The 14,057-nt window shown below is 64.8% G+C and carries 13 protein-coding genes; 4 read left to right on the plus strand and 9 right to left on the minus strand.

Annotation, left to right across the window (positions count from 1 at the left end):
- Positions 1-44: 44 nt before the first annotated feature.
- Together QO259_RS13720 and QO259_RS13725 are read right to left on the minus strand one after the other, a co-directional pair.
- Positions 45-1,715, minus strand: a complete 1,671-nt coding sequence (locus tag QO259_RS13720) for a pyridoxamine 5'-phosphate oxidase family protein (protein WP_285950382.1) — start codon at positions 1,713-1,715, stop codon at positions 45-47.
- Between the two features lie 28 nt (positions 1,716-1,743).
- Positions 1,744-2,385 carry a glutathione S-transferase family protein gene (locus QO259_RS13725; RefSeq protein ID WP_285950383.1) on the minus strand — a complete coding sequence of 214 codons (642 nt, stop codon included), beginning with the start codon at positions 2,383-2,385 and terminating at the stop codon, positions 1,744-1,746.
- A gap of 226 nt (positions 2,386-2,611) precedes the next feature.
- Here QO259_RS13725 and QO259_RS13730 point away from each other — a divergent pair, with 226 nt between their 5' ends.
- Positions 2,612-3,526, plus strand: a complete 915-nt coding sequence (locus tag QO259_RS13730; RefSeq protein ID WP_285950384.1) for a LysR family transcriptional regulator — start codon at positions 2,612-2,614, stop codon at positions 3,524-3,526.
- 61 nt (positions 3,527-3,587) lie between these two features.
- On the opposite strand, the gene QO259_RS13735 is transcribed toward QO259_RS13730, so the two are convergent.
- Positions 3,588-4,982 (minus strand): NAD-dependent succinate-semialdehyde dehydrogenase, encoded by a 1,395-nt coding sequence (locus QO259_RS13735; RefSeq protein WP_353057288.1) that lies wholly within the window; start codon positions 4,980-4,982, stop codon positions 3,588-3,590.
- A 199-nt stretch (positions 4,983-5,181) separates the two neighbouring features.
- Here QO259_RS13735 and QO259_RS13740 point away from each other — a divergent pair, with 199 nt between their 5' ends.
- Positions 5,182-6,144: an AraC family transcriptional regulator gene (locus QO259_RS13740; protein ID WP_285950386.1), complete on the plus strand. Its 963-nt coding sequence runs from the start codon at positions 5,182-5,184 to the stop codon at positions 6,142-6,144.
- Between the two features lie 89 nt (positions 6,145-6,233).
- Here QO259_RS13740 and QO259_RS13745 read toward each other — a convergent pair whose 3' ends face one another.
- Positions 6,234-7,337 (minus strand): GGDEF domain-containing protein, encoded by a 1,104-nt coding sequence (locus tag QO259_RS13745; RefSeq protein ID WP_285950387.1) that lies wholly within the window; start codon positions 7,335-7,337, stop codon positions 6,234-6,236.
- A 315-nt stretch (positions 7,338-7,652) separates the two neighbouring features.
- Positions 7,653-7,805, minus strand: a complete 153-nt coding sequence (locus tag QO259_RS13750) for a DUF2256 domain-containing protein (RefSeq protein ID WP_207032803.1) — start codon at positions 7,803-7,805, stop codon at positions 7,653-7,655.
- A gap of 220 nt (positions 7,806-8,025) precedes the next feature.
- Between QO259_RS13750 and QO259_RS13755 the strand changes: the two genes are divergently transcribed.
- Positions 8,026-9,537 carry a DUF2252 domain-containing protein gene (locus QO259_RS13755; protein ID WP_285950388.1) on the plus strand — a complete coding sequence of 504 codons (1,512 nt, stop codon included), beginning with the start codon at positions 8,026-8,028 and terminating at the stop codon, positions 9,535-9,537.
- Between the two features lie 68 nt (positions 9,538-9,605).
- On the opposite strand, the gene QO259_RS13760 is transcribed toward QO259_RS13755, so the two are convergent.
- Positions 9,606-10,526: a LysR family transcriptional regulator gene (locus tag QO259_RS13760; protein ID WP_285950389.1), complete on the minus strand. Its 921-nt coding sequence runs from the start codon at positions 10,524-10,526 to the stop codon at positions 9,606-9,608.
- A gap of 182 nt (positions 10,527-10,708) precedes the next feature.
- Between QO259_RS13760 and QO259_RS13765 the strand changes: the two genes are divergently transcribed.
- The gene (locus QO259_RS13765; protein ID WP_207032810.1) at positions 10,709-11,110 is read left to right on the plus strand and encodes a RidA family protein; all 402 of its coding nucleotides are present in this window, start codon (positions 10,709-10,711) and stop codon (positions 11,108-11,110) included.
- 184 nt (positions 11,111-11,294) lie between these two features.
- Here the strand turns inward: QO259_RS13765 and QO259_RS13770 are convergent, their stop codons facing one another.
- From QO259_RS13770 to QO259_RS13780, 3 genes are all read right to left on the minus strand, one after another.
- On the minus strand, positions 11,295-11,771 hold the full coding sequence (locus QO259_RS13770; RefSeq protein WP_110714640.1) for an NYN domain-containing protein: 477 nt from the start codon (positions 11,769-11,771) through the stop codon (positions 11,295-11,297).
- 121 nt (positions 11,772-11,892) lie between these two features.
- Positions 11,893-12,921: a methionine synthase gene (locus QO259_RS13775; RefSeq protein ID WP_285950390.1), complete on the minus strand. Its 1,029-nt coding sequence runs from the start codon at positions 12,919-12,921 to the stop codon at positions 11,893-11,895.
- An 81-nt stretch (positions 12,922-13,002) separates the two neighbouring features.
- Entirely contained in the window at positions 13,003-13,980 is a 978-nt protein-coding gene (locus QO259_RS13780) for a DUF1852 domain-containing protein (protein ID WP_285950391.1), read from the minus strand.
- Positions 13,981-14,057: the final 77 nt, after the last annotated feature.

The following is a 14,057-nucleotide window of genomic DNA, read 5'->3' on the forward strand; positions in this document are numbered from 1 at the left end:
CAGGACTTTAGTCGTATACGCTAATCGCTATTGCAGCTCTCGTCTCACCCCGCCGGGCCGAAGGTCTCGAAGGCGATGCGGTCCACCGCGATGCCGTGCGCTTCCAGACCAGCGCTGAGATCGGCGAGAAACCCGGCGGGCCCGCAAAGCAGATAGTGGGCATCCTCCCCGGCCTCCAGCGCCAGCAGGTCCGCGGCGGTGAGGCGGCCATCGGTGTCATAATCCTGGCCGAGGGTATCGTTTGCCCGCGGGGCGCTATAGAAGACGCGGCGCTCGATTCGGTGGGCGTCCGAATGTGCGCTGGCTCGAATCGCGGCCTCGACCTCCGCCCGGAAGGCATGGGCGTCACCGTTGCGGGTGGCGTGCACGAACCAGATATCGCGCGCGGCGCCGCGCGCGCCCTCCGCCATCGCCGCGTACAGCATCGCCAGCATCGGCGTGATGCCCACGCCGGCACTGATCAGCACCAGCGGCCCCTGCCCGGCGGGCAGCACGAAGTCGCCGGCGGGGGCGTGCGCGGTGAGGCAGTCGCCGGCCGCGATCCGGTCGTGCAGAAAGCGTGACGCGATCCCATGCGCCTCGCGCTTGACGCTGATGCGGTAAGTCTCATCCCCTGGCGACCCCGAGAGCGAATAGCTGCGCCGAACCCGACCCGGTTGCCCCGGCACACTGAGTTCGAGTGGCAAGTGCTGCCCGGCCCGGAACGGGGGCAGCGCGCCGCCGTCGGCGCTGGCCAGCAGAAAGGACGTGACCAGGTCGCTCTCCCGGCGCTTTTCGACCACTTCGAGTCGCAGCGCCGGCGTCTCTCGCTGCCAGCGCAGGTCCAGCGCTTCGGGGCGCTCGACCACTCGCTCGATGCTGACCTCGACCCAGCGCTGGGCGCTCGGATCCTCGCCTTGCTCCGGCTGCCACTCGATGCGGGCACGCCCGCTGATCTGCAGCAGGCCGCCGGTCTCGAAATCGACGAACAGCAGGCCCACGCGCGGGTTCTGAATCAGGTTGCCGAGGGTGTTGAAGAAGTTGTTGCCGGGATAGTCCGGGAAGCGCAGCGTGCCAGCCCCGGTGACCTGGACGAATCCCGGCTCGCCGCCACGGTGGGAGGCGTCGTAACCGCGCTTCATACGCTGCTCCCTGACTGAATCCTGGGCCGAATCCGGGGCGACGGCACCGGAAACGGTGCCGATAAAGAAGGTGTCCGCGGCAGTGATTCGCGCGCGCTGGTCGGCATCCAGCCGCGAAGAGACAGTGGCAGCGGGCGCTGGCGCGGGCTCGACGCGATGCCACGCCCGCTCGCGGATGTACTGCGGGCAGTTGCCGAAGCTTTGCTGTACCGCAACGACCAGTCCCCCCTGGGCCGCGCGGACCACCCCGTTGAGCCGGTTGCGACGCCGCGTGGCCAGCTCGATCCCCAGCAGGCCGACTTCGGCGCCCTCCTCCAGCGCCGTCGCCAGTGGATCCTCGCGCCCCGGCGCTGCCGCCACGCTCAGCGTTCGTGCATCGGGCGTGTCGATGAAACCCGGCTCTCCCGCCAGCAGCGTGACCCAGGGACGGCCCTGGTCATCGCCGGCGGCGAGGACAATGAACGGCAACTGGGCGAAGAACTCGCGATGCTGCTCGGGCATGTAATCGCGGATGAAGCGACCGGATGGCGCCACGCCGGCGCGGCGCTGCGCCTCTAGCTCTCCCGCATGGAAGGGCGTCGTCTCGGGTGTCATGACCAACCTCCGTACGCCATTCTCCGGTTCAGGCCAACCGCGGCGAGGACGCCATGGCAACGAAACGCGGCAGTGCCTCGATGCGCCCCAGCCAGGCGCGCACCTGCGGATAAGGATCGAGACTCACACCGCCCTCCGGCGCATGGGCGATGTAGCTGTAGCCGGCGATGTCGGCCAGCGTCGGATGATCGCTCGCCAGCCACGCGCGGCCATCGAGATGGGTTTCCATCATCGCCAGCAGGGTGTGCGAACTTGCCTTGGCGGCGTCGTGGTCCAGCGGCGCGCCGAACACCGTGACCAGCCGCGCGGCGCAAGGGCCGTGGGCGATCTCGCCGGCGGCGATGGAGAGCCAGCGCTGCACCCGGGCCTTCTCCAGCGGTTCGCTGCCGATCCAGCGGGCAGCATCCCCATAGCGCTCGACCAGATAGACGAGGATCGCATTGGAATCCGCCAGGGTGAGGCCGTTGTCATCGATCGCCGGCACCTGCCCCAGCGGGCTGATCGCCAGATAGGCGGGCTCACGGTGGGCACCGTTGGCCATATCGAGATCGACGTTCTCATAAGGGATATCTAGCAGCGCCAGCATCAGTTCGACACGGTGGCAGTGGCCCGACTTGGGGTTGCGGTAGAGCTTGATGGGGGCGTCGCTAAGGGCGTTGGCATTCGACATGACCAGACTCCTTCAGTGTTGGCACGGATCGGCGTGGTAAGACTCATGGAGGGCACGAACCATGCACGGCATGAGTCAGTGACGGCCGTGCGGCGCGTCCTGATGACCACACTATTCGCCATCGTTTACTGAAAGAATGGGTCTATTCTGAAAGGAACTGTTTTGTATTTTGAAATTCCAAGATGAATGCTGAAACGCCATCGACACTGGGAGCCACGCCACCGTCATGGATCGTCTACAGGCCCTGAGCGTTTTCGTCGCCGTCGCCGAGGCGGAAAGTTTCGCCCAGGGGGCACGCGCCAGCGGGCTCAGCGCACCCTCTGCGACCCGCGCCATCAATACGCTAGAAGCCCATCTGGGCGCCCGCCTGTTCACCCGCTCGACCCGCCGTGTGCGCTTGACCGAGGCGGGCCGGGCCTACCTCGGAGAAGTCCGCGAGATCCTCGCCCAGCTGCAGGCTGCCGACGATGCCGCCTCGGGGGCAGCCAACACCCCGGTGGGCCGGTTGCGAATCACCTGCCCGCAGGAGTTCGGCCGCCTTCACGTCACACCGCTGCTCACGGATTTCCTCGACCACTACCCGCAGGTCGAGGCGGAAGCGGTGATGCTCGATCGCATCGTCAATCTGGTCGAGGAGGGCTTCGATATCGCCGTGCGCATCGGTCATCTGCCCGACTCCGAGCTCACCGCCGTGCGTATCGGTCAGGTGCGGCGCGTCATCTGCGCCTCACCGGATTATCTCGCCCGCAGGGGGCATCCGCGCACGCCGGACGATCTCGCCCAGCATCGCCTCGTCGCCCTGGCGGGCGGCGCCGCAGCGCGGGAGTGGCAGCTCGGCGCGGCGGCACCGCAGCGTGTCAGCGTGAACGCGCGGCTCACGGTGAGCAGCGTGGCGGCTGCCATCGATGTCGCCAGGCAGGGCTGGGGGCTGTGCCGGGTACTCTCTTATCAGGTGGGGCCGGACCTCGACGCCGGGCAACTGGTGCGCGTGCTGCAAGACCATGAACCCGCTCCGCTGCCGGTGCATCTGGTCCATGTCGAAGGGCGCCGGGCGGCGGCCAAGGTGCGCGCCTTTCTCGACTTCGCGGTGCCGCGACTACGGGCGCTACCCGTGCTTCGGGGCGACACCGAGCGCGACTAGCGAGCGCCGTCCTGGTGGGCATCTGAAGACCGTCTGGTGAGCGTCTGGAGAGCAGGCCGAGTCACCGGCCCAGCCAGCTCATCAGCACATACTTCACGTCGACGTACTCCTCGATACCGTAGTAGCTGCCCTCACGACCATAGCCGGACTGCTTGACGCCGCCGAACGGGACCGACGCCGTCCCCACCGAACCGCTGTTGAGGATGACCATCCCCGCCTCGAGCGCTCGGGACAGGCGCAAAGACCGGCCCAGGTCGCGAGTGTAAGCGTAGGCGACCAAGCCATATTCGGTGGCGTTGGCGCGTGCAATGACCTCCTCCTCGGTCTCGAAGCGATAGAGGGCGAACACCGGGCCGAAGATCTCGGTCCGCGCCATCTCGGCATCGTCATCGAGCCCTGTGACGATGGTCGGCTGGTAGAACAACCCACCCTTCGCATGCGCCTGGCCACCGAGCACGATACGAGCCCCCTGCGCGCGAGCTGCGTCCACCGCCGACGCCACCTTGTCGAAACCGGCCCGATTGATCATCGGCCCGACGACGAAGTCCTCACGCATACCCTCGCCGACCTCGACTCGCGAGACGCGTTCGACGAGCGCCTCGACGAAGGCATCGTGAATCGACGCGTGCACATAGAAGCGATTGGGCGAGATGCAGACCTGGCCCGAGTTGCGCAGCTTGGCACTCACCGCGCCCTCCAAGGCGGCCTCGAGGTCGGCATCGTCGAAGACGATGAACGGCGCGTTGCCACCCAGCTCCAGTGTCATGCGGGTCAGCGTCTGCCCGCTGGCACTGGCGAGTAGACGCCCCACTGCCGTCGATCCGGTGAACGAGAGCTTGCGAATACGGGTATCACCGGTGAAGCATTCACCGATCGCCTTGGGGTCTCCGGTGACCATTTCGAACACGCCTTCCGGAATACCGACTTCCCGCGCCGTTGCCAGCAGCTTGTAGGCGGTCAGCGGCGTTTCCTCGGAGGGCTTGATGATCATGGTGCAGCCCGCCGCCAGCGCGGTGGCGATCTTGCGCGTGATCATCATGAAGGGGAAGTTCCACGGCGTGATGGCCGCCGTCGGGCCGAGCGGCTCCTTGACGACCGTGATGGCCGAATCCAGCGCATGGCTGGGGATAGTATCGCCGTAGACGCGCTTGGCCTCTTCCGCGTACCACTCGATGAAACCGAGACCGTACTCTATCTCACCATAGGCTTCGGCGAGACACTTGCCGTTCTCCTTGACGATGAGCTCGGCGAAGGCCGCCTTGTCGTCGCGGATGCGCTCGAGCCAGCGCCGCAGCAGATCGCTGCGCGCCTTCGCCAGCTTGCGTGACCAGGCGGGAAAGGCGGCGCAGGTTCGGTCGATCGCGGCGTTCACTTCACTCACGGACATGGCCGGCGCCTGGCCGACTGTTTGACCATTGGCGGGGTTCAAAACGTCGATCACAGCAGCACTCCTCACAAGTCATTCGAGAACAACACAGCACTCGTAGAACGACTTGCATGATAGAAATGCCGCAAACGACCCACGATGGCTCACGCTCTCACATCATTGCCTAAAGCTATTTCGACTGCCCTGGATCCGGCCAAACCATGCCAGACTCTAGCGGCCACCACATCGAGCAGCGCACCATAACCATCCGTTGAAAAAGGCTGCCAGCATGCCCCCAGCAAACCAGCGGTATCGCGTCGAGCCGGACGCCCAGCAGCAGGCGATCGTCGCCCTGCTGGAAAGGCTCGCGCCCGATGAAGGCTACAACCTGACCGCGCTGCCGGACGTGAGGTTCCTGCGCTCGAACCGCCCGCTCGCGTCGACACCGGTACTCTACGACCCCGGTATCGTGATCGTCTGCCAGGGCCAGAAGCGGGGTTTCTTCGGCGGCCAGGTCTATCGCTACGACGCTCAGCACTACCTGGCGGTCTCCGTGCCGGTCCCCTTCACCATGGAAACCGACGCCAGCGAGCGAGAGCCGCTGCTGGCGATCTACATGCACCTGGACTTCGAGCTCGCCGCGGAATTGATGCTGCAGATAGACACCTTCGGCGATGTGCCTGCGGCCACCCCGCGTGGGATGATCTCCACCCCTATGGAGGCGCCTCTACAAACCTCCGTGTGGCGTTTTTTGGAAGCCATGAGCCGCCCGCTGGACGCTGCGGTTCTGGGGCCGGCGCTGGTGCGCGAGATCTATTTTCACGTGCTGACCGGGGCTCAAGGCCCCTCGATGCGGGCGGCGCTGGCGATGCAGGGCCAGTTCGGCAAGGTGGCGCGGGCACTGCGCTGCATTCACGCCGCGTACCAGGACGATCTCGATGTCGATCAGCTATCGCGGCGCGCCGGCATGAGCATCGCGACCTTCCATGCCCACTTCAAGGCCGTGACAGGCACCTCGCCGATGCAGTATCTGAAGTCCACCCGTCTGCATCAGGCCCGGCTGCTGATGGTGAGAAACGGCATGACCGCCGCCGCCGCGAGCGCTCAGGTCGGCTACGAAAGCCCCTCGCAATTCAGTCGCGAGTTCAAGCGCCTGTTCGGCCGTCCGCCGATGGCCGAGGTGAAACGGATGAAGGCAGCGTTCGCGATCCCGCCGGCGCAGGCCGTGGCTACCTTCGTCTCTTCACACTAGATCGTCTCTTCACACTGAATCGTCTCTTCGCAATAGGTTTTCTCTTCATACCGAAGACCCAAGCGCCTCATGAGACGACCGGAGATCCATCACTTCAGACTGTCTTCGGCACGCTTTTCAGCGCCTATCTCGGCGCAGGCCACGACCTGATCTCGCCCCTCGCGCTTGCCCGCGTAGAGCGCCCGGTCCGCTCGCGCGATCACGTTCTGCAGCGAGACTTCATCGCCACGGGCGACCGCGATACCGATGGTGACACTCAACTGCAGCTCACTCATCGCCTCCTCGAGGGGCAGCGCGGCCACCTTTCTTCGCAAGCGCTCGGCGACGATCACGGCCTGCTCGGCGTCGGTATCGGGCAGCGCCACCACGAACTCCTCACCCCCGAAGCGGCCAATCACATCGGTGGGGCGCAGCGCCTGCGTACAAATCTCGGCAATCCGAGTCAGCACCCAGTCGCCCTGGCTATGGCCCCAGGTATCGTTGATACGCTTGAAGTGATCCACGTCGATCATGAACAGGCTGAATGGCGTCTGGTCCTCGCGCGAGACCTGCAGCAGCGCGTCGGCCAGCTTCATGAAATGACGCCGGCTGTTCAGACCCGTCAGCGAGTCCCGTTCGGCGACCCGGCGCAGCTGTTCTTCCAGCAGCTCGCGGTGGGCTATCTCCTTGAGCAGTTGGCGGTTCTGATCACGCTCATCGTGCAGCAGCGAGAACTGTCTGCGCTGTAATTTCTCCAGCCTCAGCAAGGCACAGAAACCCACGCCGTTGGCCATGATCAACAGCAGCGCGAGGCGCAGGAGCGCGCCAGGGGGCGCGTCTGCAAATAGCGCAGCGGCAGCGAGAAATCCGAGACTCAAGTAGAGACTGGCAAACGCCACGACCGTCAGCAGATTGGGGATCAGGAGATAGAAGCCGATGGTGGCCACGATCACCGCCATGACCTGGGTGGAGAGACTGTCCGGACGCAAGGGAACGATCAGGATGATCCCCGTCGCGAGCACCCAGAGCGGCATGGCGTGCAGCCACACCTCATGGGAGACGTCCCCTCGCAGCAGCATGATCAAGGCCAGGAAAAGACAGAGACCGACCACCACGATGCGCATGGCGACCAGCAGATAGTACGCTCGAGTCAGCCCCAATATCTGGTAATCGGCAATCGCGAACATGCCGAATATCAGCGTGGCGATGGCCAAGGAAACAGGTGCCTCGAGGCGCATCCGAGACTGCATCGACTGCCGATAAACAGATTCTCTATCGACATCGCAGAACTGCCCCGTCAGCCAATGCAGGCCGTGTTTATTATGTAATGAAGACAAATGCTTACCGCCCCCTGCTCAAGGTGCCGTGCAACCGCCACACCGGGCCGGAAGCCCCCTCGGCAATGCCTCGTCGGCGCACTTGCCAGATCCTATCGCCATTTCATTATGTAGTGAACTGTTATTCTTTGTACGCCAGAGTCTGTATGCCAGCGTTTGTACGCCAACGCTTGTAAGCCAGAGAGGCGATGCTCAGGTATCCAACGCCTGGCGTCCGGCCCGGCGGCAGCGCTCGGAGCAGTAGACGACGTTGTCCCAGTCGCGCGCCCACTTCTTGCGCCAGGTGAAGGGACGCTGACAGACCGGGCAGGTCTTGGTCGGCAGATGAGGCTTGCGGTGGGCCATCGCGGAGGCTCCGTCTGCGGCCGCCAAGGCGGCCCGGGTGAGATTCAGCGGTGACGAGGCGGCTGGGCGGGTCTGATTCCGGCGGGCGCAATGCGCCACTCTCGTCCATGCTGAGCATAGCAAGCCATCGCCGACGCCGATCAGCCTATCGGCAACCTATCGACGACCATGCCGATAACCGTATCGATGACCATGTCGATCACACGCCAGGGAGCCGACAATGACCACCCCAGCCGACGCCACCCGCAAGACGCTCTACGCCGAGGCCCAGCAGCGCGGCATCGAGGGGCGCTCGACGATGACCAAGGCACAGCTGGCACAGGCGCTGGCTCAGCACGGCGACGCTGCCGCAGAGGCGCCTCAGGTGGCCACCCGTTACGCCACCTTCAAGCGCCTGGCGGAAGCGGTCGCCGCGGGCGAATTCGTACTGCGCCCACGCGCGCTCAGCGGCCACGAGCGGCGCCGCCACGTGCGCCAGACGCTACGCGAGGACCACCAGACGCGTATCGCCGACGGCTCCGAAGAGGCCAGTGCCAAGTTCGACAAGCTCGCCGATTCGTTCTTCTCGTTCTTCCGCGGTACCGCCCTGCTGTTCTACCGCGATATGGCCGGCGACGACGCCTGGATGCCCACGGTGCTCGCGCTGGGTGACGTTCATCCCAGCAATTTCGGCGTCATGCCCAACGCCGATAACGTGCCGATCTTCTCGGTCAACGATTTCGACGAGGCCTACTACGCCCCCTTCACCTGGGACCTCAAGCGCGGCGCGGTGGGCTTTCTGATCGCCGCCGAGACCGAGGGCGATCTCAAGCGAAAGCACGGCCTCAAGGTCGTGCGCCACTTCGTCGAAGGCTATATCGACGCGATGCAGCGGCTGGCGAGGGAGGGCACCGAGCAGGACGAGGAGATGCGCCACGACAACGCGCCCAAGCTGATCAAGAAGCTGTTCGAGGATGCCGACGAGCCCCGCGACGAGTGGCTGGCGGACGACTATCTCGACGAGGGCCGCCGCGGCTTTCGCCCGACCCAGAAGCTGGTGCCGATCTCCTCGCGGCGCGACGAGTTCCAGACGATCATGGATCGCCTGATCGCCGAGAACGACATCGAGATACCGGCCCGTGCCCGCGCGCAGGAGGGTAACGGCGTGCGGGTGAAGGACGTGGCGATCCGGCTCGGCCAGGGCACCGCCTCGCTCGGGCTGAACCGCTACTACGTGCTGCTCGAAGGCCCCGGCGGCGAGGGCAAGGACGATCTGATCATCGAGCTCAAGCAGGCTCGACGCTCCGCCCTCTCCGGGCTGGTGCCGCCCTCCGCCTATACCCTGGACAGCCGCGCCGAGCGCATCAGCCATGCCCAGGCGGTGCACCTGGTGCGCGGAGACATCTTCTACGGCCATGTCGAGTTCGAAGGCCACAGCTATCTCTCCCGCGAGCGCGCGCCCTTCCGCGACGATATCGATCTCGACGACCTCTCCAAGAGCGAGTGGAAGACCTATGCCCGCCTCTGCGGCCAGGTGCTGGCCAGCGTGCACGCCCTCTCCGACGACTCCGGCCGGATCGACTACGACATCGAACCCGCGATCGTGAAGGCGGTGACACCCGCCGAGCTATTCACCTGCGACATGGTGGAGTTCGCTGCCGAAGCCGCTGACCGTCTGCGCCGCGATCATGAGATGTTCCGCGAGGATCATGCCCATGGCGCCTTCGAGCATCTGGACTGGGTGCATCGGTGAAACCTTAAGAGCCGGATCGGCACCCCGCGCCTATCTCGACGCGAGCGCAGGCTGGATAGCCACACGGGTCACGCACGCCCCGGCGGGAGGCACGGGGCGTGTCGCGCCATGAGTTCGACGATCCAATCGATGAAGACCCGCAGCTTGGCGCTGACATGTCGGTTCGGCGGATAGGCCAGATATAGCGGTAGCGGGTCGAGCCGCCACGTCTCGAACAGGGCGACCAGCTCACCCGCGGCGAGCGCTGCCTTGGCCATGTAGTCCGGCAGCCACAGGATGCCGAGGCCAGCGAGCCCCGCCGCCAGATAGCTGTTGCCGTCGTCCGTCGACAGCACGTAACGGCCTTGCACCCGGATGATTTCGTCGTCGCGTTGCAGCGTGACGGGCTCGCCGAGCCGGGAGTTCAGAAAGCCCACGACCCGGTGATGGCTATTCTCCAACTCGCGTGGATGCGCGGGCACCCCGGCGCGCGCCAGATAGCCGGGCGAGGCATAGACGCCCAGCGGCAGGTCGCCGATACGACGCGCCATCAGCGACTGATCGGTCAGCTCGCCACCACGCACCACGCAATCCACCCGCTCATCAATGATATCCACCATGCGGTCGCTCGCGCCCAGGTCCAGTTGGATCTCCGGGTAGCGGGCATGGAACTTGCCTAGTGCCGGGATGAGTATCAGCCGCGCCAGCGGGCTGGGCACATCTACCCGCAGCCGGCCCCGCGGCTCGGTCGCAGCGCTGGAAAGACTCGTCTCGGCATCGTCCAGGTCGGCCAGCAGTCTGAGCACGCGCGCATAGTAGGCGGCACCGTCGGCGGTAACGTTGACCTTGCGCGTGGTGCGGTTGAGCAAGCGAACACGCAAGCGCGCCTCCAACTGCTGTACCAGCTGGGTGACACTGGTTCTACTCAGTTGCAGGGTCTCGGCGGCCCGGGTGAAGCTGCCTGTCTCCACCACCCGCGCAAACACCCGCATTGCGTCAAAACGGTCCATGACTCTCCCGCCCACGCCCCGGGGCAACGCCCGCTCGCCATAGCAGGCTCCGTGTAATTGTTCGCTCTCCACGAACAGTGATGACCAGACCTGCCCGTTTATCCGCCTCGTCACGCCACCTAGATTGTCACCCGTATTCACGGTGGGGCGCCAGGCCCCCTCCAGAGAGACGGAGATAGCGCATGAACCAGCGAGACGTCGTGTTCCCGACCGGACGCCAGGCACTCTACGAGCGTAATCACTACTCGCCGGCGGTTCGATCCCAAGGCTTCCTGTTCGTGTCAGGCCAGGTAGGCAGTCGAGAAGATGGCTCCCCCGAGCCGGACCTGGAGGCGCAGGCCAGACGCGCCTTCGTCAACCTGAACGCGATCCTGACAGCCGCGGGATGCACTTTCGACGACGTGGTCGATGTCACCCTCTTCCTCGTCGACCCTGAGTCGACCCTGGATACGCTGTGGAAAGTGCTGCCCGAGTTCTGGGGCGAAGCGCCCTACCCAACGCTTACCGGCATCGGCGTCACCTGGCTCTACGGTTTCCACTTCGAGATCAAGGTCATCGCCAAGCTGCCGGCGTCAGCCGGCTGATTGAACCGGAGCGCTCAGCGCTCGCTCTGCTGGGTCTGGGACTCAGCCTGTGGCTGCGGCGGCGGGCCCCAGCGCAAGACACAGGGTGCCCAGAGGCTCGCTAGGCGGTCGCAGATGTGTGCGGTGGCGACAGACGACAAGCGACAGACGACAGCAGGCCATGGAGGCCAGGCCATCAGGGGGATCACCCCAGCAGCAGATCGCCCTCGATGGGAATGAACTGGCTAGCCGCGTTGATCAGCGAGTGCGCGGTGAGCTTGGGCACGCCGTAGACCTCGACGCGCTTGCCGTGGACCTCGCGGATTTTACGCGCCAGCAGGTCGAAATCGCCATCGCCGGAGACCAGCACCACCACGTCCGCCCGGGCCGCGTACTCGATCGCATCGAGGGTGATGCCCACGTCCCAGTCGCCCTTGGCGGAGCCGTCCGCGCGCTGGATGAACGGCTTCAGCTTCACCTCGAAGCCGATGCTGCGCAGGGTGTTCTGAAAGCCGCGCTGCTTGGGATCGCCGCGGTCGGTGGCGTAGCAGCGCGCGGTCAGCACCTCGCGGCCCGCCGTCGCCCGCGCCCAGAAGCGGCGATAGTCGAACTGCTTGGCGTAGGCGTCGCGGGTGGTGTAGTAGACGTTCTGAGTGTCGACGAAGATCGCGACCGTGGTCATGGGGCGGCATTTCCAGAGGTGGCCGAGCGCCGGCGCCTTTTCTTACACCTTCTGGCGAACCAAGACGCGTCGGTGAGCCATTGATGGCTCACCGACGTCGAACTCGCGGCAGCGACCGAAGCTAGCGGGCGATTTCCTGGCGCACGATCGCCGCACCAGCGCTCAAAGCCTTCAGCTTGCCCTGCGCGACCTCACGAGACAAGGGCGTCATGCCGCAGTTGGTGCAGGGGTAGAGCTTGTCGGCATCGACGAACTGCAGCGCCTTGCGCAGGGTCGCGGCGACCTCTTCCGGCGTCTCGATGGTGTTGGTGGCCACGTCGATCGCCCCGACCATCACCTTCTTGCCCCGGATCAGCTCGATCAGTTCCATCGGCACGTGGGAGTTCTGACACTCCAGCGAGACGATATCGATGTTCGACGCCTGCAGCTTGGGGAAGATCTCTTCGTACTGGCGCCACTCCGACCCCAGGGTCTTCTTCCAGTCGGTGTTGGCCTTGATGCCGTAGCCGTAGCAGATATGCACGCCGGTCTCGCACTCGACCCCTTCGATGGCTTTCTCCAGAGCGGCGATGCCCCAGTCGTTCACCTCGTCGAAGAAGACGTTGAAGGCGGGCTCATCGAACTGAATGATATCCACGCCGGCCGCCGCCAGGTCGCGGGCTTCCTGGTTGAGAATCTTGGCGAACTCCCAGGCCAGCTTTTCGCGGCTCTTGTAGTGGCCATCATAGAGCGTATCGACCATGGTCATGGGCCCGGGCAGCGCCCACTTGATCGGCTGGTCGGTCTGCTGGCGCAGGAACTTGGCATCCTCGACGAAGACCGGTTTCTCCCGGGCCACAGGGCCAACCACCGACGGCACGCTGGCGTCGTAGCGGTCGCGGATCTTGACGATCTCGCGCTGCTCGAAATCGACACCGCTCAAGTGCTCGATGAAGGTGGTGACGAAGTGCTGGCGAGTCTGCTCACCGTCACTGACGATATCGATACCGGCCCGCTGCTGGTCGTGCAGGGAGACCCGCAGGGCGTCCCGCTTGCCCTCGGCCAGCTCCTCGTCCTGCAGTTTCCACGGCGACCAGAGTGTCTCGGGCTGGGCCAGCCAGGCGGGCTTGGGCAGGCTACCGGCGGTCGATGTGGGCAACAGAGTCTTCATGCAAAAATGACCTTCATAACGGGTTGAGCAAAGAATGTCGTTGTAACGGGCTGATCAAAAAACGTCGCTGAAACGAGTCGGTCAAAAAGAGTAACTGGCCGACCACTGCTCGAGCACCTGGCGATAGGGCTTGATGAGGTGCCGCTCGGTGAACTTGCCCTGCTCGACGGCGAGCTGGCTGCGCTCTTCACGATCGTAGACGATGCGCGTCAGCGAGTAGTCCTGATGCTCCAGGCTCGGCTGGTAGATCTTGCCGGCGACCGAGTTGGCGTTGTAGATCTCGGGGCGGTAGATCTTCTGGAACGTCTCCATGGTGCTGATGGCGCTGATCAGTTCGAGATCGCTGTAGTCGGCCAGCAGATCGCCGGAGAAGTAGAACGCCAGCGGCGCGACGGCATGCGGCGGCATGAAGTAGCGCACCTCGAGCCCCATCTTGCCGAAGTAGAAGTCCGTCAGCGAGGAGTCGTCGTTTTCATACTCCACGCCCAGCACCGGGTGGCGATTGTCGGTCTGGCGATAGACCTTGCTGTTGGAGACACTGAGGCAGATGACCGGCGCCTTGCTGAAGGAAGCCCGGTAGGCGTCGGAGTCGACGAAGCGCTTGAACAGCTTGCCGTGCAGATCGCCGAAGCCTTCCGGGATGCCGAACTCGGCACGATCACGGTTGTGCTCCGACAGCCACACGCTGAAGTCGTAGTCGCGCACGTAGGAGGAGAAGTTGTTCCCCACCATGCCCGGAATACGCTTGCCGGTGTGCTTGTCGATGATCGTGGTCTTGAGCATTTCGATCGCCGGGAAGGTGTCGTCCTCGGCCCCCACGCTCAGCTCGCCGGTGATGATGTCGAGCTCTACGGCGTAGCGATCCGCCCTGGGGTTGTCCCAATGCGCCAGCGCATTGAAGCGGTTGTCGATCATCGTCAGCGCATTGCGCAGGTTCTCCTCGCGCCGCTCCCCTCGCGCCAGGTTGGCGAAGTTGGTGGTGGTGCGCGTGTTCTCGGCCGGGCGATAGTTTTCGTCGAACCGCACGCTCTTGATATCGAATGTGAAATCGTGACTCATCGCGAAAGCACCCTGTTGGTCGAGATGTTGGTCGAGCTATTGGTCAAGAGAGCCGCTGGCGCCCTGAGAAGCCCAAC

The sequence above is a fragment of the Salinicola sp. JS01 genome (assembly GCF_030284585.1).
Classification (GTDB): domain Bacteria; phylum Pseudomonadota; class Gammaproteobacteria; order Pseudomonadales; family Halomonadaceae; genus Salinicola.